We start from the raw sequence: 26,561 nt of genomic DNA on the forward strand, positions 1-26,561 counted from the left end.
GTGATTACTGGCCCGGACTACGAAATAGACCGGCGGTTAACCGCCGGCCTTGCCGATGAAAAGCAGCAAGCCTCAGTTTACGAAGTCGGTCAGGGTCTCGATTCCGATCGTGCGGTACATCGAGCGGACATAGTCGTAGTCCGAGTCCCTGACATCGGTCAGGAAGTAGCCGCCCTTGAATTTCTGGTTGTCCTCGCCTGTCAGGATCGCTTTCATCAGCTCGTTGCCATTCTTCGCAAAGGCATCGCGGATCTTGACGAACACGTCGTCTGAAATGTCCTTGCGGGCGACAAGAATGTCGTTCGGCAGATCACGGCCCCGTGCGATGACCGAGAAGGCAACGCCGGGGAACGCTTCCCGGACCGAGTTCAGATAACCGAAATTCAAGCCGATAGCGGCGATGTCGCCGCGGATGAGAGCTTCAGCTGCGATGTTGCGCGATATGATCACCGGTTCGTAATCGGTGGCATATTTCAGGTTGAAATCGGCCAGCGCCTGGGCAGGGCCGAGGTGCTGCGAGGTCGAGCCGACCGAGCCGAATGCGACCTTCTTGCCCTTCAGGTCCTCAACCGAACGGATCGGGCCATTCGCCAGCACGGCGATCTGAGCGAAATAGTCGGGGCGCTGCCAGGCGACGACAATCTTCGGCTGGCTTAACTCCTTCATGACCACGTATTCTGCAGGTCCGGTCAGGACAAGATCGACCTGCCCGGAATTCATCGCTTCGACGGCGGTGGTCCGCGAACTGACCGGAAACAGCTCGACATCCAGGCCGGTCGCCTTTTCAAGAGCGGTCTGGAAAGCGCCGAATTCCTGCTGAAGAGACTCCAGCCCCTCCATGTCGGTTACCGCGAATTTCACCGGCTCCGCAAAGACTGGAAGAGCGGAGGCAAGCGTCAGGGCGAGTGCGGTTGCGATGGTGCGGATCATCGTTTTTTCCTTTGCTGTATAGACAGGAAACTGTTACCCGCTAACCGGTATACGCAGCAGATGACGTGCGCGTGACATCTTGTCGGCGCTACCGGCAGCCTTTGCTTTTTGAGGGATACGCTTTTTGAGGGATACTGTGGACTGGCACATCCAGGGTGGTCGCATCCTTACCGAACGGGGACTTGAAACCGCGGACCTGAGCATTACCGGCGGGATACTGTCAGAGCTGCGGGCGGCGCATGCGTCCATAATCGATGCCGGTGGTCTGCTCGTGCTTCCGGGGATCGTCGATATTCACGGCGACGGCTTCGAGCGCCAGATCATGCCGCGGCCGGGTGTCCGCTTCGACACCGCGCTGGCGCTCAGAGATACGGACCGCCAGCTTGTCGCCAATGGCGTAACCACGGCCTTTCACGGCGTCACAGTGTCATGGGAGCCTGGACTTCGCTCGCTCGACGCTGCCAAACAGTTGATCGACGCGGTCTGCGATCTCCGCGACACTCTTGGCTGCGATACGCGTCTGCATCTGCGCTGGGAGAGCTTCGCGCTTGATCAGATGGCGCAGGTCGTACGATGGCTCTCGCTTTCGCCACGACCGATCATCGCCGTCAACGATCATACGACGGGGTCGGTGCTGAACGGCACGATCGCCCGCAAGATCGGCCAGATGGCGGAGCGGTCCGGCTTGAGCCGCGAGCAATATATGACGTTGCTTGGCCAGATTTGGTCTCGCCGGGCCGAGGTTGAGATCGCGATCGGGAAGCTGGCCGCGACTGCGCGGGCCAATGGCAATGTGCTTCTTGCCCATGACGAAGCGTCTCCCGAGGAACGCATGTATTTTCGCGCCCTCGGCGCAAAGGCCTCGGAATTTCCGCTGACGCTCGAAACAGCCAGGGCGGCGCGGCAAATGGGGGAGGACGTGATCCTCGGCGCGCCCAACGTCGTGCGCGGCGGCAGCCATAATGGAGCGCTAAATGCCACCGAGGCCGTCAGAGCCGGGCTTTGCACGGTGTTGACCAGCGATTACCACTACCCTTCGCCTCTGCATGCAGCCTTCAGGCTGTCTTCGCCAGGTGCCGGCGACTTCCCCTTGATCTGGAATCTGGTCTCGGCAAACCCTGCCCGGGTAGCCGGCCTCGACGATCGCGGCTCGCTTGTTGCCGGCCGCCGGGCGGATCTGATCCTGGTCGATGCAAGCGATCCAGAGCATCCGCGTGTGGTGGCCACCATGGTCCATGGACAAATTGTCTATTGCTCCGGGCTCTCCCGCACAGACCGACGGTCTGCACAGCGGTCGCCGGTGGACAAGGTTTCATGAACTTGGACACGAAAATTTCAACACCACACGAGCACAGCAGCAATCGCCTTCTGGCTTTTGACGGACTGGTCTTTCGGCCACGCAGCGATACGCCGATCTGGCAGCAGATCTACGATCACATCTTCGCTCTGATCGAGAGCGGCAGTCTTGCGCCGGGCAGCCAACTTCCCGGAGAAACGCATCTGGCAGAGAAACTCGCCGTCACCCGCATTACGCTTCGCCGGGCGCTGCAGCAGTTACAGCATGAGGGCCACCTCACCGCCCGCAAGGGCGTCGGTATCTTCGTGCGAAACCTGCCCTCGACTTTCACTGTTCGCGATGGACAGCGCTTTCTCGACAATTTCGAAGCCCACGGCCAGGAAATCGGCACCCGGACGCTGCTTATTGTCCGGGAACCGGCCGAACCGGCCGTGGCCGAGCGGTTGCGTCTCGCTCCTGACACCACCATTATCCGGCTGTGCCGGATCAGAACGTCGGACAAGCAGCCGGTTTACGTCAATACAAAATTCTTTCCGGCCGATCTCTTTCCCGACTTCGAGCAGAAATACGATGTGCGTCAGTCGGTGACCGATGTTTTCCGCGCGCATGGCATCGAGAATTACCGGCGGGCCGAGACGCGCATCAGTGGCGGCTTTGCATCCGCCGATGAAGCGGAAATCCTGCGGCTGACGCCCGGAACGCCAGTATTTCGCATCAATGCCGTCAACGAGGACCGCAACGGCGTAGCAATCGAATGGACCCGCGGCTGCTGGCCGCTGACGTCTGTCGAATTCGTCTTCTGATTCTGGCGCATATCTGATTCTGGCGCATGTCGTCTTCACGTGGTCCGGCATGCGGTCGAGAAGCAACGCTGCGCCAGCCAAGCCGCCGATTGAAGCTGTCGATCTCAGTCATGGCCAACCCAGGGGTTGACGATATTCAGCCCCGCAGCCTCGAAAGGGCTGGTGTCGCGTGTCGCGATCATGAAGCCGCGTGCGGCGGCTGTGGCGGCGATGTAGCCATCGGCCTTGCCGACCGCTTTGGCGTTCGCCGCCAGTTCGGCATAGGCTTGCGAAGCATCAAGGTCGAAGGGCAACACGCGCCCCGTGAAAAGCGGCAACACCTCCCGTTCCAGGCGTTCGTTCAGGGTCTCGCGGCGCTTGCCGGTAGGCAGCGCTGCGATACCGAAACGCAACTCGGCCACAGTAATGGCCGATAGATCGAGCGTTTCGATAGCCTGCGCGTCGATCCACGCCACGACACGCGGGTCGGGCGCGAGCTTCCACGGCTCGGAAATCACGTTGGTGTCGACGAGGATCATTCAAACCTCATCGGCTCGGCTGGGGTCTTGTCGCGGAGCTGTTGTATTGCGTCCACGTCTTCATCCGCAACTCCAGCCTCGCGGCCGATAGCAGCCAGGAGCGAGCCGAGCTTGACACGGCCTTCGGGCCTCGCCGTCTTCTCCAGGATGTCGCGGATTTCGGCTTCTGCGCTACGCCCGTGCATGGCTGCGCGCACCCGCAAGGCGCGGTGCACTTCGTCGGGCACGTTGCGGACTGTGATGGATGGCATTGCTTGCGAATCCTCAGGTTGATTTACGTGCTTGCATTGTACGCACGTGCAATAATGGGCGCGACCCTTCATCGGGGCGCGGACCTCGCGCGGCGGACCAGCGATGGACATCTGCTGCCGCCAAGCCGGAGCGCGCCGGTTACGTCTGCCGCTGCTGTCAACACGAGCAGGGCGCAGATGTCGGTCGGCGTTCAGACAGACACCACAAGCCGGTCGAGAAAAGGCCGCTGGCCGACAAGCAATTTTTCCCGGGCCATATCGAGGCCGAACCACCCTGCGCGATCGATCTCTGGAAAGGATTGCATGCGGCCGCTGCGCGGCGGCCATTCCATCTCGAACATGTTGCTGCGCAAGCTGCCGGCGTCGAAATCGCCTTCGACGCCGAAGGCCGTAATAAGCTTGCCGCCGCGCTGGCGCAGTTCCCCCAACGGAAGCAGCGCTCCCAAGAGCTCCCAGCCGGTTTCCTCCACAAATTCGCGACGCGCCGCAGCTTCCGGCTGTTCGTCGTCACCATACTCGCCCTTTGCAATCGACCAGGCGCCGAGATCGCGGCTTTGCCAGAATGGCCCGCCCGGATGGACAAGCAGCACCTGCAGTTCGTTTGGTGATCTTCGGTAAGGCAGGATGCCCGCACTTCTCTTCGCCATCGCCTCATGCCTCCGCCATCCAACCTGTTATCGCGGGCAGGCTGAACGGGACTGATGCGCCTCAATGGCAGATGCCGTTAGGCTCGAGATGACCTCAATTGATACTGGCCGCCGCCGCAAGTCGCTCATTCGGATTGCATTCGACTTCCCCAAGCGGTGGTTGTGACACTTCTGGAAGTCCATCCACGCTGGCCATTAGCTCCAGATACCGCTGAGCCGACGCGGCCCATTGAAATCGCGCCGCCCTTGCGCGACCGCGTGCGATCAAGTTGGTTCGGAGGCCTTCTTCGTGGATCAGGCGCATGAAACAATCGAACCATGCATTCTCATCGCAAGGTGATGCGTACAAAACCGCATCGCCGCCGATTTCGGGCAGGCTGGCACGGTCCGACATGACCACCGGACATCCCAGTGTCATAGCTTCGAGGGGCGGCAGTCCGAAACCCTCAACCAAGGAAGGGAACGCGAGGCATAGGGAATCGCGCAGAAGCGCGCCGAGTTCCGCGTCCGACCTTCTTCCCAGCCAAATGACGTTCGGCGATTTCTGGTCGCCGATGCTGGCGAAAACGCGGGACGTCGACGCGCCCACGACAACAATCTGCAGCCCCGCCGCGGCAAGTCGGTCGTGCATGCCGATGATCAAGCCGACATTCTTGTGCGGGATAGAACTGCCAAGCACGACGATCGTACCAGGGCCGGCCACTGCCAGCGTTTGTTCTGAGTGGCAAGGAGCCCATCGCAACGCATGTTCATGCCCATTGCCTACAATTTCGACCTTTGCCGCCGGGCACACGCCATAGCGCGCCAGTTCACCCGCAGAGTATTTCGACACCGTCGTAATCTTATGCGCGGCCCGGCCCAAGGCAGGAACCAAGGTGCGGTAAAGAAGCCGAAATGGAAAGGAATAGCTCTGCGGGCATGCCAGTGTATTGACGTCGTGAATGCACAGCACCTGCCGACGAACCGTCAGAGGGCCGGTATTGCAGAGGCTGAGCAGCCCGCCGCGAAGATAGGCCGGAAGCACAGCTTGTTCCCATAGATGCCCACCAAAGCTGCCGACAGTGCGGACACGGATCGCGGCCAAGGGCAATTTGTCAAGCGCCCCCGGCGGGACCAGCAACTCGACCGTCAGATCCCGTGTCAAGGCAGCCTGCCCGACGATCAAGGCGTCCAGCGCCGAAACGATCTCGCGTGCGTAGCGCTGAACTCCGGTGGTCGGCTGCGCGAGAAAACGGCCGTTGATTGTCCAATGTCGTGTCATCACAGGGTTTTTGGTCACCAGCGCCAAGCCTCAGTTCCACGACTTTGGACGACCAGGACAGCAGGGTCATCCTGGCCTTTGGGACGTACCCGGTCGTTTGCCTCACAGGCTTCCCGGCAGCTCTCATCCGAATGGCGGGGCCAATCATGGGCGGTTACGCCAAATGTGTGAGGTTCTGTGTGGCGCGGTTTTGATAGACTGCGTTGGGCAGTGCGGCAGATCTCAATCGTCGTGCTCGAATGGATGTCAGACAGTTCAGCGAATGGAGTGATGCCGCAGATGTCTGGCGCAAAACAAGCAAGTTCGCGCTGATGCAGCGGCCGTCCAATCCATCGCAACCAGGTTCCGTTGGACGGGCCGTCGCCGCGACCAGACGTCTGTTGACAACCCTGGCATGCCTGCTGGGCATGACAGCTTCGTGCGCAGCGGATCTGCTCTGGGGGGTGAATGGCCATCCCTTAAACGCCTATCCCGGGATATCGATCGAACAGCAACTAGACTATATCCGCGACCTCGGCATGAAGTCGTATCGCGTCAACATCTCCAGCGCCGACAGCGCCACCAAACTTGCCGAACTGGTCAAGGCGGGCAAGGAGCGCGGAGTCCAGATCCTACCGGTAATCACGCCCGAGCTGGACCTAGACAATGGGACCGTCGATGACCTCTATGCGCAGGCCTACCATCTCGCGTCGACACTGGTATCCCGCTTCAAGGACGACATCCGCGTTTGGGAGCTTGGCAACGAGATGGAGAATTACGCCATCTTGATGCCCTGCGAGATGCAGGACAGCGGAATGCAATACAACTGCTCCTGGGGCCCTGCCGGCGGCACCGAGACGTCCCACTATTTCAGTCCGCGCTGGGCAAAGGTAAGCGCAGTGCTGCGCGGTCTGTCGGATGCAACCATCGCAGTGGATCCGACCATAAGAAAAGCAATGGGAACGGCCGGCTGGGGTCACAGCGCAGCTTTCACCCGCATGCTGCAGGACGGCATCAGATGGGATATATCGGTCTGGCATCTTTACGAGGGCGACCCCGAGGACGTATTCAAGTTTCTGGCCACTCTCAGTCGTCCAATCTGGCTGACCGAATTCAACTACGCTGGTGGCAGCCAGAGGGGAGAAAGTCAGCAGGCGGACGGTCTCGTCCAGACGATGACGCTACTGCGCCGATATCAATCCCCATATGGATTGGAAGCTGCCCATATCTACGAACTGCTCGACGAGCCATACTGGGCGCCAAGCTACGAGGCCTTCATGGGCCTCGTGCGCCTGAAGAAGCGCGGCGATGGGCTATGGGCGCCGAGCGGGCGAAAGCCCGCATACGATGCCGTAAAGAAGGCCATTGCGAACGGCAATGCAGGCTCGAGTTCGTCGACGGTCGCGAGGGAGAGCTTGCCGCCTGCCGACCAGACGTCGGTGCCCCCGGTTGCCGGCATCGGGGCGTTTCATCCCTGTTCGCTTGATGCGTTCGACAAGTCTGTCTTCAACCACGCCAACCAGATTGCATATGCTTACTGTCTGGTCCTGCGTCGCATGCCGTTGCCGACCGAGCAGTGGCGCGAGGTCGTCGCGATGAAGAAGGATCCCTCGATCGTTCCAATACTGACGAAGATGTTGCTTTCGGTCGAATTCAGGACCGACAATCAGCCAGTTGGTCTTGGAAATGCGCAATACGTCGCCATTCTCTATCGGACATTGCTGGGACGGGAGCCAGACGGCCAGGGTCTTTCTGATTACGTGTCGAAACTGGACAGCGGGGGGGTGAGTAGAGAACAGATCGTGGCGGAATTCATCCATTCGCATGAGTTCCGCTCCAGACACACGGTTCTGTTTCCCAACGAGCCCCAATAGTTAATGAACATTACTGGCCGCAAGGTTGTCGTTGGGCTTGGACAGCGGTCGAAACATGATGCTGGCAGTTCGCCATGAGCACCATCTTTGCGCATTGTCCTGTGGCCTGAGCGGTGCCCCGGCCGCCTTTTTCGCGACTACCGGAACGAGGCAACGCCAATTACGAGGATCATACGTGCGGAACTCCGGGATGACGGATTGTGCCCATATCAAGAACATATTCGGGTTCGATACGCCCCGTCAGGACATGAATTATGGCAAGGATGTTGCCGCGCAGCCTTCCGCGGCGGTCGATGTAAGACTCTGGCCGCACGCTGCGCACAAGGTTGGCGGCGACATTGCGCGCCATGAGCGGCAGAGCGAATGTAGCGGGCATGGTTCCCTTCTTGATCAGATAAACCGGATTGACGATCTGCGAATATCCGAACCGCTCGCCGCTCATGCGCCCGGTCTTGATGCCAAGATGGATGCCGCGGATCGTACTCACCGCGACAACGCGCCCGCGTGACCTCAACTGGCTGGTGAAATCTATGTCTTCCTGCCAGCCGTAGAGAACCAGGCGCTCGTCGAAGCGCAGCTTGCCAATCTTGGCGGCCCGGATGGACATGTTGCAACCATAGGCGCCAAGATGATCGACGACCTCGGGCCGTGGCGGCGGCTCCTGCTCCGACTGGTCGAGCGCCAGCATGGCGTCATCCCACTCCAACCCCGCGTTGATGGCGCCGTCCTTGACCACTCTGCCCATTACCACAGCCCAGTCAACATGCTCCTGGAAAGCTCTCGTGACGCGCTCGAGATAGTCGTCGGCCGGCACGAAATCGTCGTCGAAGAAGGTGACGACATCGAAACGCCCGCTTGCGTGGTCGAGCGCGCTGTTGCGTTGCGCGCATAGCCCCTTCTTCCCGAAGACAAGGGAAACCGGAAAGCAACTTGTCTCAGGAAGTTCGACATGCGTGGCATCGGGCGCTGAAACGACGACTTCGCCAGGTGGCTGCGTCTGGCGCTGCAGATGCAATAGCAGTCGGCCAAGTTGGCTGCCGCGGCCAAGGGTTGGAATGATCACGACGAGTTTCATGCGCAATCCAGCTAGAGGCGACAAGGGCGATTTCGCTGCGACGGTAAGCCCTGGGATGGGGGCCGACAGCCTGTTAAAAAGGGGGCTGCGGGGCTAATCTGGCGCTACTGCCTGCCTCGATGGGTGTAGCAACGCCATCTTCGGGTCGCATGCCTCTCCTTTGGGCTTAGCGGCCGCGCAGGGTTCGCAGCCGTCCACGACTAGCGCTCGCAGGGTGAACGCCTCACGCGGCCGGACAGGTGGCACGGCCAATTTCATTTCAATGTCACGGGCATGGCTCTGCTCCGTCAGCAAGCGCGAGGGCAGTGCGGACCTCGGATTAACGCCAAGGGATAAGCTCATACTTCGAAGGTGCAGAGGTTCGCACTGTCTCCAGGGTGCTAGGTTGAATATGGATCACGCGACATGGTGCACTTTATGGGACAGCGAAATTACGGAAGATCTGCGCCCGTGGCCGCCAGCGCGGCCAGAACAATCGGCGCCGATCCGCTTCCATTCGAGAGGTATGGCAAGAGCTCATTTCCGGCGGTTCCGGCTGAGGACGGGGGGCCCTGCGGTGGCCGCACCAGGCGCTGGACCATAAATGGGGATTTCGTCGCGCTGCCTCCAAACGGCGTTGCCCGCTATGCGCGCGAGGTAACCCTTGCGCTCGACGCTCTCCTGGACGAGGGCCATCCGTTGGCGCGGGGACTTGAACTCGATCTGGCGGTCCCGCGTCGGGCGCAATTGCCGCTGCAGGCGATTGGCATTCGGGTCGTCCCCGAATTCAACAAACCGCGCCTTCCGCAGTTCTGGGTGCAGATGCAACTGCCACGCCACGTCGAGGGCGGGTTGCTCAGCTTCTGCAATCTGGCGCCGGTGGCGCTGACGCGGCAAATCGCATGCATCCACGACCTGCATACCAGGCTGATGCCGGAGAGTTATGGGCGCGGCTTCCGATGGGCCCACCGTTTCATTCTTCCACTCCTTGGCCGACGGGCTGCACATATAACCACCGTCTCGCAGCTTTCGCGGCAGCATCTCATCAAATACGGCATCGCACCGCAGGAGAAGATCACCGTCACATATAACGGCAGCGACCATGCGGAACGATGGGATGCCAATCGATCGAAGCTGCAAATCCGGCCCGACCGCCCCTATGTGCTATGCCTGGGGCGTGATCAAAAATACAAGAACGTCGAATTACTGGTCCGGCTTGCTCCGCTGCTTGACGCGTTGGACTTGAACCTGTGGATGGCGGGCGAAATCGACGAAGCGCAGATTTCCCGGTTTGCGCAGCCGAAGCCAGACAATCTCCGGCTCCTCGGACGGATCAGCGATGATGATTTCAAGAAAGCTCTGTCGGGTGCATTGTGCTTTCTTTTTCCGTCCAGGATCGAAGGTTTCGGGTTGCCTGCCGTCGAAGCCATGAGGATCGGATGCCCGGTCGTGGCCTCGACATCACCTTGCCTCCCCGAGGTCTGCCAGGACGCAGCGCTCTATGCCGATCCGGATGATTTGGCACATTGGGTCAGAGCGGTACGCGACATCCAGCGATATCCGGATTTGCGCCAAGGTTTGATCGAGGCAGGCCATAAAAGATCCCTCAGCTATTCCTGGCGCTCCGTCGCTGAAATCTACCTCGAGCTGATGCTGCAGGTGGACGCAATGGCTCTACGCTGACCAAGGTCCGCTGAGATTATCAAACCACTCGAACCGGATGCCGTTGATCAGCGGCGGCATGCCGATCGCGTCAAAGGGCCGCCGCCGTGGCGGTCTTGACGTTGGTTGCTTCGACCGTAACGTCTTGGCCGGGCCCCTCCGCGCAACCTCGAAGGCGAACGAAAACACCAGGTTTGGCCGGCTATGGCGGTGTTAACGAAAGCTGTAGAATTTTTCTTCTGCGTGAAAGTCTCCGCCAAGGTGGATCCATGTCAGACCAACCTGCCGCGCCTGCGATGGGCCAAAACCGTGCCCTCGTCTGGCTTCGAGCGACAACGGCGTTCTCACATCACGCTTCTGCAAACATTCCCCAGTTGCATGGTAGAATCGGATTGACGACTCGTCCCATGGCCTCTCCGCTATTATTCAACCGCTTTTGCTGCCGCCCGAAGCTATCATGTCCGGTCCATTATTCTTCCAGGTTTGTTGCGGACAGTGCTGACAAATAGGTTAGGCGCCACAGTCGAAAGGCGGTGGCCGAGACGGACGTTTCGTCAATAAGGGCGGATTGCTGTGTGACGCAGCAAAGCCGCATGATCCGAGAGCAAATGAGGAAAAGGCGAGCCATGCTTGGTCGTGTCGCAATGGCTACCGCATGCGTCAACGGTCGGCGCGTCGGGGCCATCTCGTATGCTGACGCAGATGGACTCGTTAGCTCCGGCAAGGAACTGGCGGCAGGCTCGATGGGGGCGAATTGATGTCGCCTACGAGGCCGAGGCAGTCCAGCGAGTTCATTCAAATCCGCGCGTCGCGCTGGGCGGGCGGCACGCGATGATTCGTCGGTTCCTTCCGATTAATCGATGTCGCGATACGTATGGAGTGGGCCGGCTGCAGGCCGCTGTCCTTGCCGCGGGCGAGCAGCTTTACGCCACACAAGGGCGCAATGACGTGACGGAGCATGCTGGATTGGCACGGCCGATGTCGATGCGGGTGGTGGCGGACCTTCACATTCTTGAATCTGGGCGCATATCCCGTTCGCCTGTCGACGGCAAAAGAGAGCGACAATGAAGGCGATCGGCGGAGATATTATCAACGGGGCAGCTTGGGTCGCGGTCGAAACGTGGGGCCGCCAGTTGGCGATGTTTGTCGTCTTTGTCGTTCTCGCCCGTCATCTCGGCCCGGAGGCGTTTGGTTTCGCCACGCTCGCCATGGTGGTGCCGATCATCGTCGCCGTTCCGGTGACGCGCGGAATCCCCGAAGCACTCATCCAGCGTCCGGATGTCGAATCCATTCATTTCGACTCTGCCTTTTGGCTCCTTGCCGTCTCCGGCTCGGTGCTCAGTGTGCTGGTGTGGGCCTTTGCCGGTGTAGTCGCCGCGGCATTCGGCGAACCTGTTCTGAAGGACCTCGTCCGCTGGACCAGCGTCGTCATTGTGCTCCAGGCGCTTGCGGCGGTTCCGGCGGCGATCCTCAAGCGCCAGCTTCATTTTCGACTGTTCGCGCTGCGAACGCTCGCCGGCACGGCCGTCGGCGGAACGCTTGGAATCAGTATGGCAATCGCCGGTTACGACATGTGGAGCCTGGTGTGGATGCAGGTCGCCAAGGCGGCTGTGGAAACCGCCGTCATTCTGCTCGGCAGTTCGTGGCGGCCGCGTCTCAGATATTCCTACGCGCGCTGTCGCGACCTGTTCGGCTTCGCTGGTCCTCTCATCGGTCATTCCCTTTGGACTTTCGTGAATGACGAAATACCAAAGGTCATACTCGGCACCTTCCTCGGACCCTACGCGGTAGGCGTGTACGCTCTCGCCCGCCGACCGCTGGATCTTCTGAGCGAGGCATTTCTGGGTCCGCTTACGGCGGTGACCATACCAGCAGTCGCCCGAGTGCAGAGCGAGCCGGCGAAGATCGATGCTTTCTTCAACGCGAGCATACGCGTGGCAGCGATTGCTGGCTTCCCGGCATTTCTGGGGTTTGCCGCGATCGCTCCCGTCGCGGTACCTTTCATCTTCGGCCCGCAATGGGTGAGCGGTGTCGTCGCCGTTCAAATCCTGATGCTCCTTGGCCTGCAACGCACGATAGATAGCATCTGTGCACTCACCATCCTCGCGCTCGGTCATTCCGGCCTGATCCTCAAGCTAAACATATCCTACACCGTCCTGGCCGTGATCCTCCTCACCGCTGCCGTGCAGATCGACCTCGAGACAACGATGGCCGCTCTTCTGGCCTGCAACGTCGTGCTCCTGCCGGTGTTTCTCTTCCTCGTACACCGCATCGCGCATATCGACGTACTGAGGCCACTGACAATATTCCCGCGGCTGGCGGTGGCGGCCCTGCTCATGTTCGCCATTGTCACCGCTTGGCTGGTTGCAGCACCGACATCCACCCCCCAAGGTCTCCTCATCGCAGGTGGGATCATCATCGGCGCCGCCGTGTATGTCGCTGCAGCCATTGTGCTTGTGCGTCCCGACCTTCTCGACGCACGCGACATGCTTCTCAGGCTGCGTCGTCCTGCATAGGGGTACCAAGCTCATGAAAGTCGCTTTCGTCTCGCAGCATTTCGACATGGTCCTTCCACCCGACCAGAGCTCGGTCGGCATCTGGACATATGAAGTGTCACGCCGCTTGGGCGCGGACTGCGAGACGACCGTGATCGCGCGTCGCCCGCGCGGAAAGGCCAAGTGGCTCGAGATCGATGGCGTGCGGATCGAACTCCTCACCTGCGCGCCGGCGCGTGTGTGGGGGAGAGCGTCCCGCATGTGGAGCCGCGCCTGGCCAGGCGCTCCGCTCTTTGCGCAAAGCTTCTATGCGTTCGACTTCTTCGCTCAGGCGCTGCGAAGGCTCCGCCGCCTGGCGCCCGACGTCGTTCATCTCCAAAACTTTCCGCATTATGCACCGGCTATCCGGCGCGCCGTCCCCGATGCGGCAATCCTTCTGCACATGCATTGCGACTGGTTGGCGCAACTCGATCGTGACGTCATGGCGCGCGGCATCGCTGCATGCGATCTCGTGGCCGGCTGTTCGCAGCATGTCGTTGCGACTGCGCGCGAACGGTTTGGAAGCACGCGAACGCCCTTTGCGGTCCTGCCTAACGGTGCGCCAGTGGATCGGCTCGCTCGTGTTACGGCGCAGCGCACGCCGGCAAAGGTGCTGTTCGTCGGCCGTGTCTCTCCGGAAAAGGGTGTCCATACCCTTCTCGAGGCCTGGCCCAAAGTAGTCGCCGCTCACCCTGAGGCCTGTCTTGAGATCGTTGGCCCGCCCGCGGCACTGGCGCGGGACCTTCTGATCGACCTGAGCCGGGATCCGGAGGTCTTGGACCTTTCTCGGTTCTATCCCGGGGGGAGCGCGTTCAGAGGTTCTTACGGGACGGTTCTGCGCGAAATGATACCTCCGCAGCTCGGCCACACGGTCACCTTTACCGGTATGGAACCGTATGAAAAGGTCATCGAGCGCTGTGCCGGGGCCTCGCTCCTCGTCAATCCGTCACTTAGCGAATCCTTCGGCATGAGCCTGGTGGAGGCCCTTGCGACCGGGACGCCGGTCGTCGCCACGCGTGTCGGTGGCATGACGGACATTGTGGAAGCGACTGGCGGCGGCTTGCTCGTCGAAAAAAATGATCCAGCCGCACTTTCGGACGCGATCGTCCGCCTTCTAGCCGACCCCCAGTCAAGCAATGAAATCGGCCGACAGGGCGCCCAGCGGGTCGCGGAGCTCTATTCGTGGGAAAAAATTGCCCAGTCGACCCGGGACCTTTACGATAAGGCCATCGTCATCCACCGTTCACGGCTTGGAAAGCGAATCCACTCTTTCGCTCAGCGCCGGGCCTTGAACGACGTGAACACCGAGCCCGTGTCATCTCCCCACTCCCAGTTGACGGCGAGTCCGACCCGCAAAATTTGAAGCGCGGCGTCATCGGGATAGATGTCGGTGAGGCTTCGCTGCATCACCAGTTCGTCGTCGATCAGGATTGCAAACCGATTTCCGTCGAACGCAACGCGCATGCGAAAAGGTTTTCCCCAAACGACCTTGTCCGCCACATTTGTCCAAACCGCGTCATAAAGTTCCTCAAAGCCGAGCCGCTTGATGAACACCGAAATCGAAGCACCCTGGTAGACGTCGTCGAGCCAAGTCGTGACACAAACGTAGTTGTCGCTGTCTTGCCAGAAGAGCAGTCCTGCCCGGCCGCGCTGATCTTGTCCTCGGCGCTCCCCGGGAGGCTCGATTGCGGCCTCGAGATCGGCGAATCCCGGTAGATCCCATGGCAGCGAATAGAATGTTCGACCCGGGTTCGGTCTGTCCACGCTCGCGCGCACACGGGCGCTGCCCAGCCCGTCGACGTCGATGACCCCGGTGCCCAGTGTTCTCGCCCATTGTCCGCCGCCCAGCTCCGACGTGCGGCGATCCAGTTCGCCGGCAGTACCGGTAAAACCGTCGGCGTAGGACAGGGTTGCTCCGAGTTGGTTCCAAGGTGCCGCCAGAGGCGCCATCAATGGGATGGGAACTTCGCAAGGATGAGCCTCCAAATTATGCCAGCGCGGCTCGCTATCGAAGCTTTTCCATATACCTACTCCGGTAGCGTTCTCGACTGAATCGGCATTGACAGACGCTTCGCAAAGGCGAACCCCGTCAAGAAAGCAGCTCACCTGACCGTTCCAGTCAAGAATCTGGACCGAATGGGTAGAACACTCGCGCAAAGCGTGTTCCGTACCGGTCGCGATCGTAATCTCTTTGCCCGATTGCTTGCGCACCAAGGTCCATCCGAGCGTCGACAGTTTCAGCACCCAGAAATTGTCGTTGTCCCGAAACCGACAGACGAGACCACACACATCCGAGATGGCGCCAATTGCCAGCAGTCCGTGGATCAATCCTGAAGGGCGACCAGGATCGACGACGGATAGGTTACCGCCAGCGTCCTGCGAAAAATGCCACCGCCCCCCGATTGCAGCGATTTGCCCCGGCCAGCCTTCGACGAGTGCATCGGCAGCGTGGGCGGTGCCAAACAGCGTCGAGAATTCAGGTATCCGCCCCACTTGAACCGCTTGGACGCGTGTGTCGACCCGAAACCCGATCTGGCCAAGTGCCGACTGATGAACACCCGCAAACAGCTTTTCGTCCTTGTTGAAAGGATCGATCGCGATCGGACGCATCATCGGAAAAGCGGCAAGACCGTGGGCTTTTTGGTCGGCGGCCGCATAATAGACAGCGCCCTGCTCTCGCAACGCCACGACATAATAGACATGAACGTTCTTTAGGCGCCGAAACGCACTCAGGCATTGCTTTCCTACACGAGCCCACAGCTCGCCGTTTTCGCCTTCGGCGGCGTGCACGACAAAGCCGCAGCCCTCTTCCACGGGATTAATCGGCGCCTCACTGGGGAACCAACCGACAGCCAGGTTCTCGTCGATGTTCGATCCTCGGTAAGTTCTGGAGGTGCTAAGCGTCCACCACCAAAGACGGCGAAGGGTGAGCCTCTTTCGCGGCGCATGTATCAGGGAAACCAGACGGCCGGGCCATGGATCAATGCCGGGTCCTCGCAGCCAACGGTAGACTCGCCTGGCGAGGTCATCAGGCAATGGCGATCCCTGCGATGTGTTGTGGCCGTTGGTGATCGAGACCAATAGCACCAGACCAGCCTCTCGCTGAAACGGACCATAGGAGATCCCTTGCCGGCCCCAACCTGGCCTGACGAGCGGCTGGAAACGAAGTGCGCCGTGATCGATCGCGATCTGGCGTTCGATGTCGCGTCCTCGCCTGACACCCCCCTTGACTGCCAAGGTGCCAATTACCGCGCCGCGGGCGCGTTCACCTTGAAAATCGTCTGCGACAAGAACCTCCGGCCGGGCGACGCCGGACCCAGCCTCTTCAGCAGTTTCTACCCAGTCATGACGGTGCAACAACAAGACCCTCCTCACGTCGTCGTACGAGATTCTTCAAGGCATCGATGACGTGTCGCAGTCCCGGGCAGAAGTCGCGCACTGCCTCGCTTGTCCCGTTGATCAGGCTTGCTGTCCTTGCATGGAATCCCTGCCATGACGCCGCAAATCTAGTTCTTAAGCGCCCACCGGCTGCGCCAAGACGTGTTCGACCCGCCATTCCCCATTGGCATAGGAGGCTGGCAGCGGTTTCAATGCGTAGCCGGCAGCAGTCAGGAGTTCCGCGATCTTTCGGGCCTTGCGGTCGAGCCCCTCGCGCGTTGCATCGTCGACCTCATAAATCACCTTCGGACGGTGTCGCCGCAGCGTTTCCGTCATTCCGCCCAGGACGTCGATTTCGGCGCCTTCCACGTCGATCTTGACCAGCGAGGGCGGCCTGAGGCCTCGGTGGGCGATGGCATCGTCGATGGCGACTATGCTGACATCCAGACGGCCACTCATGTCCGGCGGTGCTCCCGCCGAGGCAAGCGCGGCGCCGCCGATGTGATGGGCGAGCAGAAGCTGGCCACGGCCGGATGTGGCGCCCGCAGCTTCGGCGAACACCCGTATGGTGCCGAATCCACTGAGCCGTGCACTTTCTGCGACAGCTGCGGCGTTGCGGGAAACAGGTTCGAACGCATAGACTTGACCGCGCGGCCCGACGCGGCGCGCGGCGATGAGGCTGAAGAAACCAATATTCGCGCCGATGTCGAAAAAAGCGTCTCCAGGCGCCAAGTTTGCCGCGATCGCCTGTTGGATGGGCGGCTCGTACGTGCCACGAACAAAGTTCGGGTCGGCGCTCTTCGCCACGAGCTTGAGACCGGCGGCCTCTCCCTTGGCTATGACGCGCGCGTCGCCGAACACGCTGAGGAACCTTGCCGTCAATGTCACGCGCTCTTCCCCATTCTGCGACGCCTCGGGACAGCCAGCCCGTGCCGCTCGCCGCGAAGGTGACAGATTGTGCGCCCGGGATCGAGCCCGACAACGGTTGGCCGGCTCCTACCTCCTCCGGCTGATCGCTACTCCGATTGTGGGCCCATATCTCATCCTGGGGGTACCTGCCCGGCCTCTCGGTCCAATGGAACGGTGGCATCGTTGCGCAAGACATGGATCGCCTGGGGCGCATCCCACCCGATCGAGACGATCTCACGATCACCGTCGCCGTCGAGATCGACCGGGCGGGCGCCGAGATGGCTCTCGACACCCTCGCCGACCAACTGCTCGATGAACCGCCTGCCGCCCAGATTGCGCCAGAGCGAAAGGCGCAGGGCGCCGCGGTGCTCGCCCATGACGAGGTCCGGCCGGCCATCGTCATTCATATCGGCAACCGAAAGACTGTTGAGCGAGCCGCGCGAGGTGATTTCCTGCTGCTCCCAGCTTGGCCTGAGGTCGCCGGGATTGCGCCACCAATAGGCCTTCGCATGGTCGGCCTGCCCGTTTTCCTCACTCACGACGATGTCGGTTCGTCCGTCGCCGTCCAGATCGGCGACCGCCACGCGGTCCGGATAGACCATGTTGGGGACATTGGCGACGTCGCGGCGCTGCCAGTCGGCAGAGCCATCTCCCGGATTGCGCCACCATGCGATCCCCTTTGCATTGCCGGTAGTGGCCGCAAGGTCAAGCAGGCCGTCGCCGTCGATATCGGCGAAAGCAATTCCTTCGTCGGAGGCCTCGGCGCAAATGCGGGTTCGCGGCCAGGGGCCCGCCGCCGCGTCGTCGGGAATGTCAAAGTAGAAGGCGCCGGCACCGCTTGAGACCGCAAGCTCCGGCTGGCCGCCTTTGACGATCTGTGCCAGTGCATGGCCCTGGGATCCGAGTTCGTGGCTGGCGGAGGGAACCTCGCCGATCGTATGTTCCTCAAACCCGCGCGCTGACGCTTGCTGCGCCTGAAGCCACACCAAATTCAGCGTCTCGGCCCCGCCACGCTGGGCGATCACTTCCGCGCGTCCATCGCCGTCAATGTCGAATGCCGCGACCGCATCCGCTCCCTCGCCGAGCCGGATCTGTTCCCATTCACCTTGCCAGGGAGCGGCCGGCTGGCGATACCAGAACGGACCCGAGATAATGTCCGTCCGCCCGTCACCGTCCATGTCGGCGAACGCGAGCCCGAAGGAGCGGACATGGGCGTGCGTGATCTGGTGGTGGCGCCAGCGGTCGAGGCGGCGGACCGGTCCGGGAGGGTCGAGACGATTGATCCAGATCCGGACGGGCGGGTTGCCCGCCCAATTGGCGCCGTAGATATCGAAATCGCCATCGCTGTCGACATCGGCGACAACCCCGTTGTGCAGCCCCACCGTGTCGATCACCTGTCGTGCCCAGCGCATTCCCCGGCCGTCCATGTTGAGGTGGATGGACAGAGCACGTTGCTCGGTCGTGTGCATCTGCCCGACTACGACGTCGACATCGCCGTCTCCATCCATATCCGCCGCCTGCAACGTATGGGCGCCGGCAACAGCAGGCTGAATGACATGGCGGATCCACCGGCCTGTTGGCCCGTCGACGGCCTGGAACCAAGCCACGTCGGCCGTGTGCTCGGAGCTCGAGGTCAAAATATCGGCGTTCCCGTCCTGGTCGAGGTCGACGACGAGCGCCTTGAAAGCAGGGTTGAACGCGCCAACCGCATGGCCCTGCCACCGGGCGGGAATGCGCGCTGTCGCTGCGCCTGGATTTTGGGCCCATTGTCCGCAAAGGACCAGGTCGACAGCGCCGTCGCCGTCGATGTCACCGAAGGCCATCCCCTCCTCGCCCAGATGAAAGGATGATGGCAGGGCCACGCGAGACCAGGCGCCGGCTCCGCCCTGGAAGAAGATCATCAGTTCGCTGGGCGCTCGCACGACGATATCGGCAAGGCCGTCGCCATCGAAATCGGCCGCCTTGATGTCTTTGCCCCAGCTGCCAACTGCGCCGATCTCATGCTGTTCCCAGCTCGGGCCGTCGGTCGAATCGCGGTTCGGGCGCGGATTCTCGAACCAGACGAGATTGGCCCCGTCCGGGCCATCGGCCGTCACGATGTCGAGATCACCATCCCCATCGACGTCGACAAGCACGCCATCCGTCGTGAACTCCACACGGGCGGTTGCGATCGTAGTGAAAAGCAGGTCGGGCCAACGCCACCACGACAGAGGGTCCTGCGGCGATCCGCCGAGAACCAGATCCAGCCGGCCGTCGCCGTCAATGTCACCAACGAGCTTCACATCCCCGGATTGCTCGGCGATCTCGCGGCGATCAAATGTAAGACCCGTCCTGAGGATTTCTTCTCCACTGGCAGCAGAATCACAGCCTGCGATGGAGACTCCGACGGCAAGCATGGCGACGAGATGGAAACACACGTCAAATATTGACTTTGTAACGTGTGACCATCTCGTCTTTGGCCAGCCGTGCGAAGAATTAGTCCTCCGACAAATCCATAAGCGTCCGCCAATCATCCTGGTCTCCCGTGCTTCATCTGCGAGCATGCGCTGCGTATCCGGCAGATTGCCCGGAATGCGCAGCGACGGCCGACGATACCGTCGAAGTGTCACACGGATGGCCGCATTGACGGTGCGATGATCGAATTCGGATCCCTCGCATAGGGCACGAACACAATTGCCGAGCAGTGACGTGAGCCATTTGTTTTCTCACGAGCGAGATGCAAAGTCGCCCCGCCAGGAAGCCGTAAGAACATAGTACGTTCTGGTGACACGCTGATCCCAAGGGTTATCGGCTTGACGAATCCATTTCATCGGTCAGTCGAGATGCTGACTGGATGCTCTGTCTTGGATGGCACGGGGGTGCATCCAAATGGGCCGCAAGTAAGATAGCAGACGGATCGAAGCCGCACCGCAGCCTTGGGTCGAACCCCGAAGAGGTCATGGCCACCGCCGCCGCGATCCTGCCGAGACGCTTCAGGCCGGCCGCTTACGTTCGCGCGTTAAGCTCGTATCGCGTGAACATCTCATGGTCGCTCAGCAGCCGATTCAGCAAATCGCCCCCACCTACATCTGCCAGGATAGGCCAGTCGTCGAGTCCCGCCGGCCGCTCCATCTGTGACCGGTGCGCGGCCAGCGCATGCCGTTTCACGTCGACGACATCGCCGACATACGCGTTCGAATTGAACAGCGTGAGCCCACGCAAACCTGCAAGGGTCCGGATCGTTTGCCGCAATACGACGCGACTGAGGCCAGGCACTCGATCGTGCAGGCGAACCCATGGCCACTGATACCAGTACCAGACGGGATATTCGAACACGGTCACGCGCCGGCCATACAGTTGAAGCGCGCCTCGCGCGCCAAGATTGGTGGCAACATGGTCCGCAGGCGGCTCTTTTGTATGGGTGACGAACACGCTCTGCGGTTGCCAAACGAAAAGCAACTCAGCGATCGCCTCTGCGATCTTGCCGATGTGATGCTTTGCCATCCCGTCGGGAACACGCAGGAATCTCACCCGATCGGCCGACCCGCCCAACCGGCGAACCGCCTCGATCGCTTCGTCCTCGCGGGCGATCCGCAGCGCCTCCCTGTCAACCCGATTTGCATGCGATGCCGAACCGTCGGTAACGAAAATAAACCGGACATCAGCGCCCGAGCTAAGCTTCTTGCTGGCGACCCCTCCACATCCCAGCGTTTCATCATCAGGATGGGGTGCGATGATGACCGCCGACGCCTGCCAGTCTGCTACGTCGAATGGATGAGACCGCTTACGCATCGCTGTATCGAGCATAGCGCCAATCGTATGCCTGACGTCATGCATCGATGGTTCCGATCATCCCTTCTTCGGTGTGGTTCAACCCGACCTGCGCATGGTAGCAAAACACTGTAGGCGATTGGGGTGAGAAAACAATGAAGGTAGGAATTCTTGCTGGCGGGCTGGGAACGCGGCTGGCGGAAGAAACCGAGATCCGGCCGAAACCAATGGTCGAAATCGGAGCAAAGCCGATCCTTTGGCATATCATGATGCATTACTATGCCTATGGACACCGCGAATTCGCCATCGCGTTGGGATACAAGGGCGAATACATCAAACGCTGGTTCAGCGACTATGTCGCATTCGATGGCAGCTTGACTGTCAATGCCGCATCGGGAAGCGTCAAGCGTCACTCGAACTCGCTGCCTGACTGGTCCGTCGATCTTGTGGAGACGGGGCTGAATACGCTGACGGGCGGCCGCATAAAACGCCTGATCGACTGGATGGGCGACGAGACATTCATGCTCACCTGGGGCGATGGCGTTTCGGACGTCAACCTTGATAGGCTGATCGCCTTCCACAAGTCGCATGGCAAGCTTGCAACGATGACGGCGGTGCGTCCGCCGGCACGCTATGGGCACATCGAATTCGATGGCCATCGCGTCGTCGACTTCACAGAAAAGCCCCAGGCCTCAGAGGGTTGGATCAATGGCGCCTTCTTCGTGCTCGAGCCGGGCATAAAGGACTATATCGATGGCGACGATGTCATGTTTGAACACGCGCCAATGCAACGGCTCGCGACCGACGGCCAACTGATGGCATATCGCCACGAATCCTTCTGGCAATGCATGGACACCATCCGCGAAAAGCATCTCCTTCAGAAATTGTGGGACAGCGGACAGGCGCCCTGGAAAACATGGGAATTGATCGATGAAAGTTCTGGTTACAGGCCACCTCGGCTACATCGGTTCCGTCCTGACTCCGATGCTGCTTGAACGCGGCCATGACGTCACGGGCCTGGACAGCGACATCTTCCGGTCATGCACTTTCGTAGGGACGTTGGCCGAAGTGCCGACGGTCGAGAAAGACATCCGCGACATCGAAATCGACGACGTCGCCGGCTTCGACGCGATCATCCATCTCGCCGGACTGTCAAACGATCCGTTGGGGGACTACCGACCCCTGCTTACCGAGGAAATCAACTGCGGCGCTTCGGTAAGGCTTGCGCAGCTCGCCAAGGCCGCCGGCGTCCAGCGGTTCCTGTATGCCTCCTCCTGCAGCAATTACGGCGCGGCCGGCGACAGCTTTCTAACTGAAGATGCCCCCTTCAACCCGGTTACGCCTTACGGCGCCTCGAAGGCGAATGTGGAGCGCGCGGTCGCGCCGATGGCGGATCAATCGTTCAGCCCGACATTCCTGCGTGCGTCCACTGCCTACGGCCTGTCGCCTCGCATCCGCTTCGATCTCGTGGTCAACAACCTGACTGCCTGGGCCTACACGACCGGCCTGGTCTACCTCAAGAGCGACGGCTCGCCATGGCGTCCGATCGTCCATGTAGAGGACATTGCGCTGGCCTATATCGCCGTACTCGAAGCCGAGCGAGAGCTGGTCCACAACGAGGCGTTCAATGTCGGCTTGACCACGGAAAATTATCAGATTCGAGAGATCGCGGAGCTGGTGCAAACGATCGTTCCCGACAGCCGCGTGAAGTTCGCGCCCGACGCCGGGCCAGACAAGCGGTGCTATCGCGTCGACTGCACCTATATTGGTCGCCGCCTGCACGGGTTTAAGCCGCAATGGACAGCACGGCGCGGTATCGAACAGCTCTACCACACATTTCGCGCCACAGGCCTTGCCCTTGGGGATTTCGAGGGCGAACGGTTCAAGCGCATCGCCCATGTGCAGAAGCTGATCCAGGATGGCGAACTGGATACGGATCTTCGCCGCACACCGCAGTTAGCGGTAGCGGTTTAAACAAACACAGCCGGGAGCCATGGCCATGATGATTGCTGGTGCAGCCTCTGTAACCGAGCAGGTTTGCCGCTCCTGCGGCGGAAGTCACATTGACACTTTCCTGAAGCTCGGCACGACGCCGCTTGCCGATCGGCTTCCATCGAGCATCGACGAAGGCGAGGAAGAGCCTGTCTTTCCGCTCAGTGTCGCCTTTTGTGGCGATTGCAGCTTGGTGCAGATCACGGAAACGGTGAACCCCAGGATTCTGTTTGCCGATGCCTATCCCTACTACTCCTCGTTCTCGCAAGCGCTGCTGAGGCATTCCCGAGACAATGCGCGTGACTTGATCGAGCGTCGTAACCTGGACGCCAGCAGCTTTGTGGTCGAGTTGGCGAGTAACGATGGCTATCTCCTGAAGAACTATGTCGAGGCGGGGATACCAGTACTCGGTATCGACCCGGCCGAAGGACCTGCCGCCGCTGCGGAGAAAATAGGCGTGCCGACACGCCTGGCTTTTTTCTCCCGCGAGCTGGCGGAGAAGCTTCGCCAACAGGAGATGCGAGCCGACGTCATTCACGCAAACAACGTTCTCGCCCACGTGGCCGACACCAATGGTTTTGTTGCAGGCATTGCGCGGTTGCTAAAGGACGACGGCGTTGCGGTGATCGAGGCGCCATATGTCGAACCAATGATCGATCATTGCGAATTCGACACGATCTACCACGAGCACCTCTGCTATTTTTCTGTGACGGCATTGGACAAGCTGTTTCGACGCCATGGCCTTTATCTCAACGAGATAAAACACTTGTCGATTCATGGCGGTTCACTTCGCCTCTATGTGGAAATGCGGGAACATGTCGGAGCGAGCGTCACCGACCAGATCGCTCATGAAAGAGCGCGAGGGATCGACGCTATCGATTACTATCTCGATTTTTCCGCGACAGTCGACAAGTTGAAAGTCGAGCTCTCCGCATTGCTGCACCGGCTGAAAGCCAGCGGCGCCTCAATTGCCGCCTATGGAGCGGCGGCCAAAGGCGCCACCTTGATCAATACGGTTGGCATCGGACGCGATGTGATCGACTTCGTCGTAGATCGCAACATTCACAAACAGGGCAAGCACATGCCCGGTCAGAAAATTCCGATCCGTCCTACGGAAGCTCTGTTGGAGGCGCAACCTGACTATGTTCTGGTGCTGGCCTGGAACTTCCTCGATGAAATCATCGAACAACAGGCTGAATATCGAGCCCGGGGCGGAAAATTCATCGTTCCCGTGCCGACCCCGCGGATCGTGTGACCGTGCAAGCCCGAAGCGCTGCCTGCGCCGAGACGCGTGAACCGGTGACGAATTCGATCCGCCTTCGCGGCGATTGTCCGGTCTGTCGGCGCAACGATCTGCTGCACTCGGTATCGTTCGAAGCCATTCCGTTTTCGTGCAATTCCCTGCACCCTGACGCAAACTCGGCCATTGCTGCGCCGACTGGCCAATTCGTCCTTGCGTTTTGCCGCAGTTGTGAACATTTCTTCAACGCGGCGTTCGAAGATGGTCGGATCGGCTATACGCAGAATTACGAGAACTCCCTGCATTTCTCGCCACGCTTCGTGGCCTTTGTCGAGGATCTTGCGGGTCGCCTGTCCACTGCCTACGCACTTGACGGAAAATTGGTCGTCGATATCGGTTGCGGCAAGGGCGATTTCCTCAAACGGCTTTGCTCAACCAGCGGCGCCAGAGGCATTGGTTTCGACAGGAGCTTCGAAGACGATCGGGGCGACGACGTCGCCGGCGTTGAGTTCATCAATGACTGGTTCAGCGATGCCTATCCGGACGTCAAGCCTGACTTCGTTTCCTGCCGTCACGTCCTGGAACACATCGCCAGCCCGATCGCCTTCCTGCAGGGGCTTCGCTCCCATCCAGGCGTTGAGCCGAGCACCGTATTTTACATCGAGGTGCCTAATGCGCTTTATACATTGCGCGACATGGGAATCTGGGATCTGATCTACGAGCACGTTTCCTATTTCACGCCTCACTCGCTGCGGGCAGCAATGCAGACAGCAGGCTTCGAGGTGCTGGATCAGGGCGCGTCGTTCGGTGACCAGTACCTCTTCATCGAAGCAAAGCCTGTCGAAACCGGGATGACGGCCGATTCTTTCAGTCCTGGAAAGATTGATGCGTTGGTCCGTCGCTTCGACCAGACCTATCGCGACAAGGTCGCCTGGTGGCGCGATTACCTTGCGACGCGGGATCCGGAGCAGACCGTGGTCTGGGGTGCGGGATCAAAGGGCATCACTTTCGTCAACGTCGTTCCCGAGGGGGCGCGGATCAGCGCTCTGGTCGACGTCAACCCGCACAAGCAAGGGCGCTTTGCTCCTGGAGCCGGGACACCGGTGGTTGGCCCCGAGAGCTTGCGCGGTAAGCTCCTGCAGTCGATCGTCGTGATGAATCCGCTCTACCGAGACGAAGTTGCCCAGGCCGCATACAAGCTCGGTCTCTCGGCGGAGATCATCGTGGCATAATTCGACGATCTGCCCGCTGCAGTTTAGCGCCTCTGATCCCACCGCTGTCGATCTGGTCCAGGTTGCCTGAAGCGGCCCACCTTGTAGCCAGCGACGAGAGCGGGATCACGTCAGACTGAACCAGGGATCCCCGCACGCCTGTTTGTTTTCGCCGCATCTCTACGAGCCCAAGTGATTCCATTTGGCTGCTCGAGCCGATCGGGAGAGCTCTGGGTTGCCGTGATCGCAGATGCCAGTTCGGCGTCGTTGACGGAAGGCCCTAACCGTCGCAGCAGATTTCTAACCAGGAGATCGGTCTGAGCCGACGTGGTTCAGTGCCCCCAAGCCGGCGCCACGCAGCTTCTCCCGGAGCCTCGGGGAGACCGCGCCTACAGCCTCCAGGCACAGTCTCGCGAAGACCAGCGGATCGGAGAGCCAAGCAATCAGATGAAACAGTGTCCGACCCAGCGGTGCCGTCCGCCTGTGCCGGTGGGCAATCGCGACGAGGTGTTTTATCCGTCTTGAGAATTCAAACGGTTTCGCGCTACAGCCCGCCGTATCTTGCCAGGCCAATCGTTCCGAGTTCGGCAATCGCACCGATCGCCTCGGATGGTCGCGGTTGTACAGAATTGCGTTGGGCACGTGAACAAACGTTCCGAGAAGAGCCATCTCGGCCAGAAGCGCGCGATCGGACCCATAATAGGACTCATGCAGTGTCGTTTTAGCTAACGAGTCCCGGCGCCAAAGGCCGAACATAGCCGCATCGCATCCGGGCGCTGCAACCATCAGCCCGAAACGGGCAGCGGGCGACGATCCTCCCATATCCGGCAATCCCCCTTCGACATAGGAAGTCAGCAGACCGGTCTCGTCGATTCCCAGCAGGCGCGGGTAGGCAATGACGTGGCGGGCATTCGCGTCAAGCGCACGCACGCAGTCTGTCAAGAAACCACTGCTCAAGAGGTCATCGTGGGCGCACCATTTGAAATATTCGCCTGTGCTCAGCTGGAAAGCTCGATTGAAATTGGCACCGGCGCCCAAATTGCGTGCGTTCCGGACATAGCGGACGCGCTTGTCCCGCCGCGCGAATTCCAGACATATATCGGCTGTTCCATCTGTCGAGGCATTGTCGGTGATGACGAGTTCGAAATCATCGAAGTCCTGCTCGAGGATCGACCGGATCGCCTCGGAGACGAAATTCTCGCCGTTGTAGACCGGCATACCAAGGGACACTTGCGGCGACTTGGGATGTTCCATTTCGGGTTCTTCTTTGA

22 protein-coding genes are annotated in these 26,561 nt (G+C 60.5%); 11 read left to right on the plus strand and 11 right to left on the minus strand.

The genetic code is table 11. From position 1 onward, the window contains the following. Positions 1 to 72: 72 nt before the first annotated feature. Positions 73 to 930 (minus strand): PhnD/SsuA/transferrin family substrate-binding protein, encoded by an 858-nt coding sequence (locus NMG80_RS29450; RefSeq protein ID WP_254021358.1) that lies wholly within the window; start codon positions 928 to 930, stop codon positions 73 to 75. 124 nt (positions 931 to 1,054) lie between these two features. Here NMG80_RS29450 and NMG80_RS29455 point away from each other — a divergent pair, with 124 nt between their 5' ends. Together NMG80_RS29455 and phnF are read left to right on the plus strand one after the other, a co-directional pair. After that, positions 1,055 to 2,248 (plus strand): alpha-D-ribose 1-methylphosphonate 5-triphosphate diphosphatase, encoded by a 1,194-nt coding sequence (locus tag NMG80_RS29455; protein WP_254021359.1) that lies wholly within the window; start codon positions 1,055 to 1,057, stop codon positions 2,246 to 2,248. Then, complete coding sequence (phnF, locus tag NMG80_RS29460) at positions 2,245 to 3,030, plus strand: phosphonate metabolism transcriptional regulator PhnF (protein WP_254021360.1); 786 nt, start codon at positions 2,245 to 2,247, stop codon at positions 3,028 to 3,030. The genes NMG80_RS29455 and phnF overlap by 4 nt, the downstream gene beginning before the upstream one ends. Before the next feature lie 104 nt (positions 3,031 to 3,134). Here the strand turns inward: phnF and NMG80_RS29465 are convergent, their stop codons facing one another. The 4 genes from NMG80_RS29465 to NMG80_RS29480 all read right to left on the minus strand — a co-directional run bounded on the left by NMG80_RS29465 (position 3,135) and on the right by NMG80_RS29480 (position 5,707). After that, entirely contained in the window at positions 3,135 to 3,548 is a 414-nt protein-coding gene (locus NMG80_RS29465; RefSeq protein WP_254021361.1) for a type II toxin-antitoxin system VapC family toxin, read from the minus strand. Further along, positions 3,545 to 3,799, minus strand: a complete 255-nt coding sequence (locus NMG80_RS29470; protein ID WP_254021362.1) for a FitA-like ribbon-helix-helix domain-containing protein — start codon at positions 3,797 to 3,799, stop codon at positions 3,545 to 3,547. The genes NMG80_RS29465 and NMG80_RS29470 overlap by 4 nt, the downstream gene beginning before the upstream one ends. A gap of 191 nt (positions 3,800 to 3,990) precedes the next feature. After that, a complete protein-coding gene (locus tag NMG80_RS29475) occupies positions 3,991 to 4,446 on the minus strand; it encodes an NUDIX hydrolase (RefSeq protein ID WP_254021363.1) in 456 nt (151 codons plus the stop codon). 94 nt (positions 4,447 to 4,540) lie between these two features. Further along, on the minus strand, positions 4,541 to 5,707 hold the full coding sequence (locus NMG80_RS29480) for a glycosyltransferase family 4 protein (protein WP_254021437.1): 1,167 nt from the start codon (positions 5,705 to 5,707) through the stop codon (positions 4,541 to 4,543). 239 nt (positions 5,708 to 5,946) lie between these two features. Here NMG80_RS29480 and NMG80_RS29485 point away from each other — a divergent pair, with 239 nt between their 5' ends. Beyond that, positions 5,947 to 7,560, plus strand: coding sequence for a DUF4214 domain-containing protein (locus tag NMG80_RS29485; protein WP_254021364.1), 1,614 nt, complete (start codon positions 5,947 to 5,949; stop codon positions 7,558 to 7,560). Between the two features lie 169 nt (positions 7,561 to 7,729). On the opposite strand, the gene NMG80_RS29490 is transcribed toward NMG80_RS29485, so the two are convergent. Further along, positions 7,730 to 8,635 (minus strand): glycosyltransferase family 2 protein, encoded by a 906-nt coding sequence (locus NMG80_RS29490; RefSeq protein WP_254021365.1) that lies wholly within the window; start codon positions 8,633 to 8,635, stop codon positions 7,730 to 7,732. A 417-nt stretch (positions 8,636 to 9,052) separates the two neighbouring features. Here NMG80_RS29490 and NMG80_RS29495 point away from each other — a divergent pair, with 417 nt between their 5' ends. The 4 genes from NMG80_RS29495 to NMG80_RS29510 all read left to right on the plus strand — a co-directional run bounded on the left by NMG80_RS29495 (position 9,053) and on the right by NMG80_RS29510 (position 14,173). Then, the gene (locus tag NMG80_RS29495; protein ID WP_254021438.1) at positions 9,053 to 10,297 is read left to right on the plus strand and encodes a glycosyltransferase family 4 protein; all 1,245 of its coding nucleotides are present in this window, start codon (positions 9,053 to 9,055) and stop codon (positions 10,295 to 10,297) included. A 669-nt stretch (positions 10,298 to 10,966) separates the two neighbouring features. After that, positions 10,967 to 11,344: a hypothetical protein gene (locus NMG80_RS29500; protein ID WP_254021366.1), complete on the plus strand. Its 378-nt coding sequence runs from the start codon at positions 10,967 to 10,969 to the stop codon at positions 11,342 to 11,344. Continuing rightward, on the plus strand, positions 11,341 to 12,792 hold the full coding sequence (locus tag NMG80_RS29505; RefSeq protein WP_254021367.1) for a lipopolysaccharide biosynthesis protein: 1,452 nt from the start codon (positions 11,341 to 11,343) through the stop codon (positions 12,790 to 12,792). Before NMG80_RS29500 ends, NMG80_RS29505 begins: the two co-directional genes overlap by 4 nt. A 46-nt stretch (positions 12,793 to 12,838) precedes the next feature. Further along, positions 12,839 to 14,173 carry a glycosyltransferase family 4 protein gene (locus NMG80_RS29510; RefSeq protein WP_254021439.1) on the plus strand — a complete coding sequence of 445 codons (1,335 nt, stop codon included), beginning with the start codon at positions 12,839 to 12,841 and terminating at the stop codon, positions 14,171 to 14,173. Here the strand turns inward: NMG80_RS29510 and NMG80_RS29515 are convergent. From NMG80_RS29515 to NMG80_RS29530, 4 genes are all read right to left on the minus strand, one after another. Further along, positions 14,086 to 16,167 carry an oxidoreductase gene (locus tag NMG80_RS29515; RefSeq protein ID WP_254021368.1) on the minus strand — a complete coding sequence of 694 codons (2,082 nt, stop codon included), beginning with the start codon at positions 16,165 to 16,167 and terminating at the stop codon, positions 14,086 to 14,088. The two genes, NMG80_RS29510 and NMG80_RS29515, sit on opposite strands and share 88 nt — an antisense overlap. A gap of 156 nt (positions 16,168 to 16,323) precedes the next feature. Next, positions 16,324 to 17,049 carry an FkbM family methyltransferase gene (locus tag NMG80_RS29520; protein WP_254021369.1) on the minus strand — a complete coding sequence of 242 codons (726 nt, stop codon included), beginning with the start codon at positions 17,047 to 17,049 and terminating at the stop codon, positions 16,324 to 16,326. A 179-nt stretch (positions 17,050 to 17,228) separates the two neighbouring features. Continuing rightward, a complete protein-coding gene (locus NMG80_RS29525; RefSeq protein ID WP_254021370.1) occupies positions 17,229 to 19,379 on the minus strand; it encodes an FG-GAP repeat domain-containing protein in 2,151 nt (716 codons plus the stop codon). A gap of 703 nt (positions 19,380 to 20,082) precedes the next feature. Continuing rightward, positions 20,083 to 20,913: a PIG-L deacetylase family protein gene (locus NMG80_RS29530; RefSeq protein WP_254021371.1), complete on the minus strand. Its 831-nt coding sequence runs from the start codon at positions 20,911 to 20,913 to the stop codon at positions 20,083 to 20,085. Between the two features lie 89 nt (positions 20,914 to 21,002). Here NMG80_RS29530 and rfbF point away from each other — a divergent pair, with 89 nt between their 5' ends. Genes rfbF through NMG80_RS29550 form a run of 4 tightly spaced genes read left to right on the plus strand, consistent with a single transcriptional unit; the run spans position 21,003 to position 25,311 of the window. After that, positions 21,003 to 21,842 (plus strand): glucose-1-phosphate cytidylyltransferase, encoded by an 840-nt coding sequence (gene rfbF / locus NMG80_RS29535; protein ID WP_254021372.1) that lies wholly within the window; start codon positions 21,003 to 21,005, stop codon positions 21,840 to 21,842. Beyond that, a complete protein-coding gene (locus tag NMG80_RS29540) occupies positions 21,778 to 22,821 on the plus strand; it encodes an NAD-dependent epimerase/dehydratase family protein (RefSeq protein ID WP_254021373.1) in 1,044 nt (347 codons plus the stop codon). Before rfbF ends, NMG80_RS29540 begins: the two co-directional genes overlap by 65 nt. A 19-nt stretch (positions 22,822 to 22,840) precedes the next feature. Beyond that, entirely contained in the window at positions 22,841 to 24,094 is a 1,254-nt protein-coding gene (locus NMG80_RS29545) for a class I SAM-dependent methyltransferase (RefSeq protein WP_254021374.1), read from the plus strand. A gap of 2 nt (positions 24,095 to 24,096) precedes the next feature. Next, positions 24,097 to 25,311, plus strand: coding sequence for a class I SAM-dependent methyltransferase (locus NMG80_RS29550; protein ID WP_254021375.1), 1,215 nt, complete (start codon positions 24,097 to 24,099; stop codon positions 25,309 to 25,311). Positions 25,312 to 25,590: 279 nt separating this feature from the next. Here NMG80_RS29550 and NMG80_RS29555 read toward each other — a convergent pair whose 3' ends face one another. Beyond that, a complete protein-coding gene (locus NMG80_RS29555) occupies positions 25,591 to 26,544 on the minus strand; it encodes a glycosyltransferase family 2 protein (RefSeq protein WP_254021376.1) in 954 nt (317 codons plus the stop codon). Positions 26,545 to 26,561 lie beyond the last annotated feature (17 nt).

The sequence above is a fragment of the Mesorhizobium escarrei genome, from assembly GCF_935825525.1.
Taxonomy (GTDB): domain Bacteria; phylum Pseudomonadota; class Alphaproteobacteria; order Rhizobiales; family Rhizobiaceae; genus Mesorhizobium; species Mesorhizobium escarrei.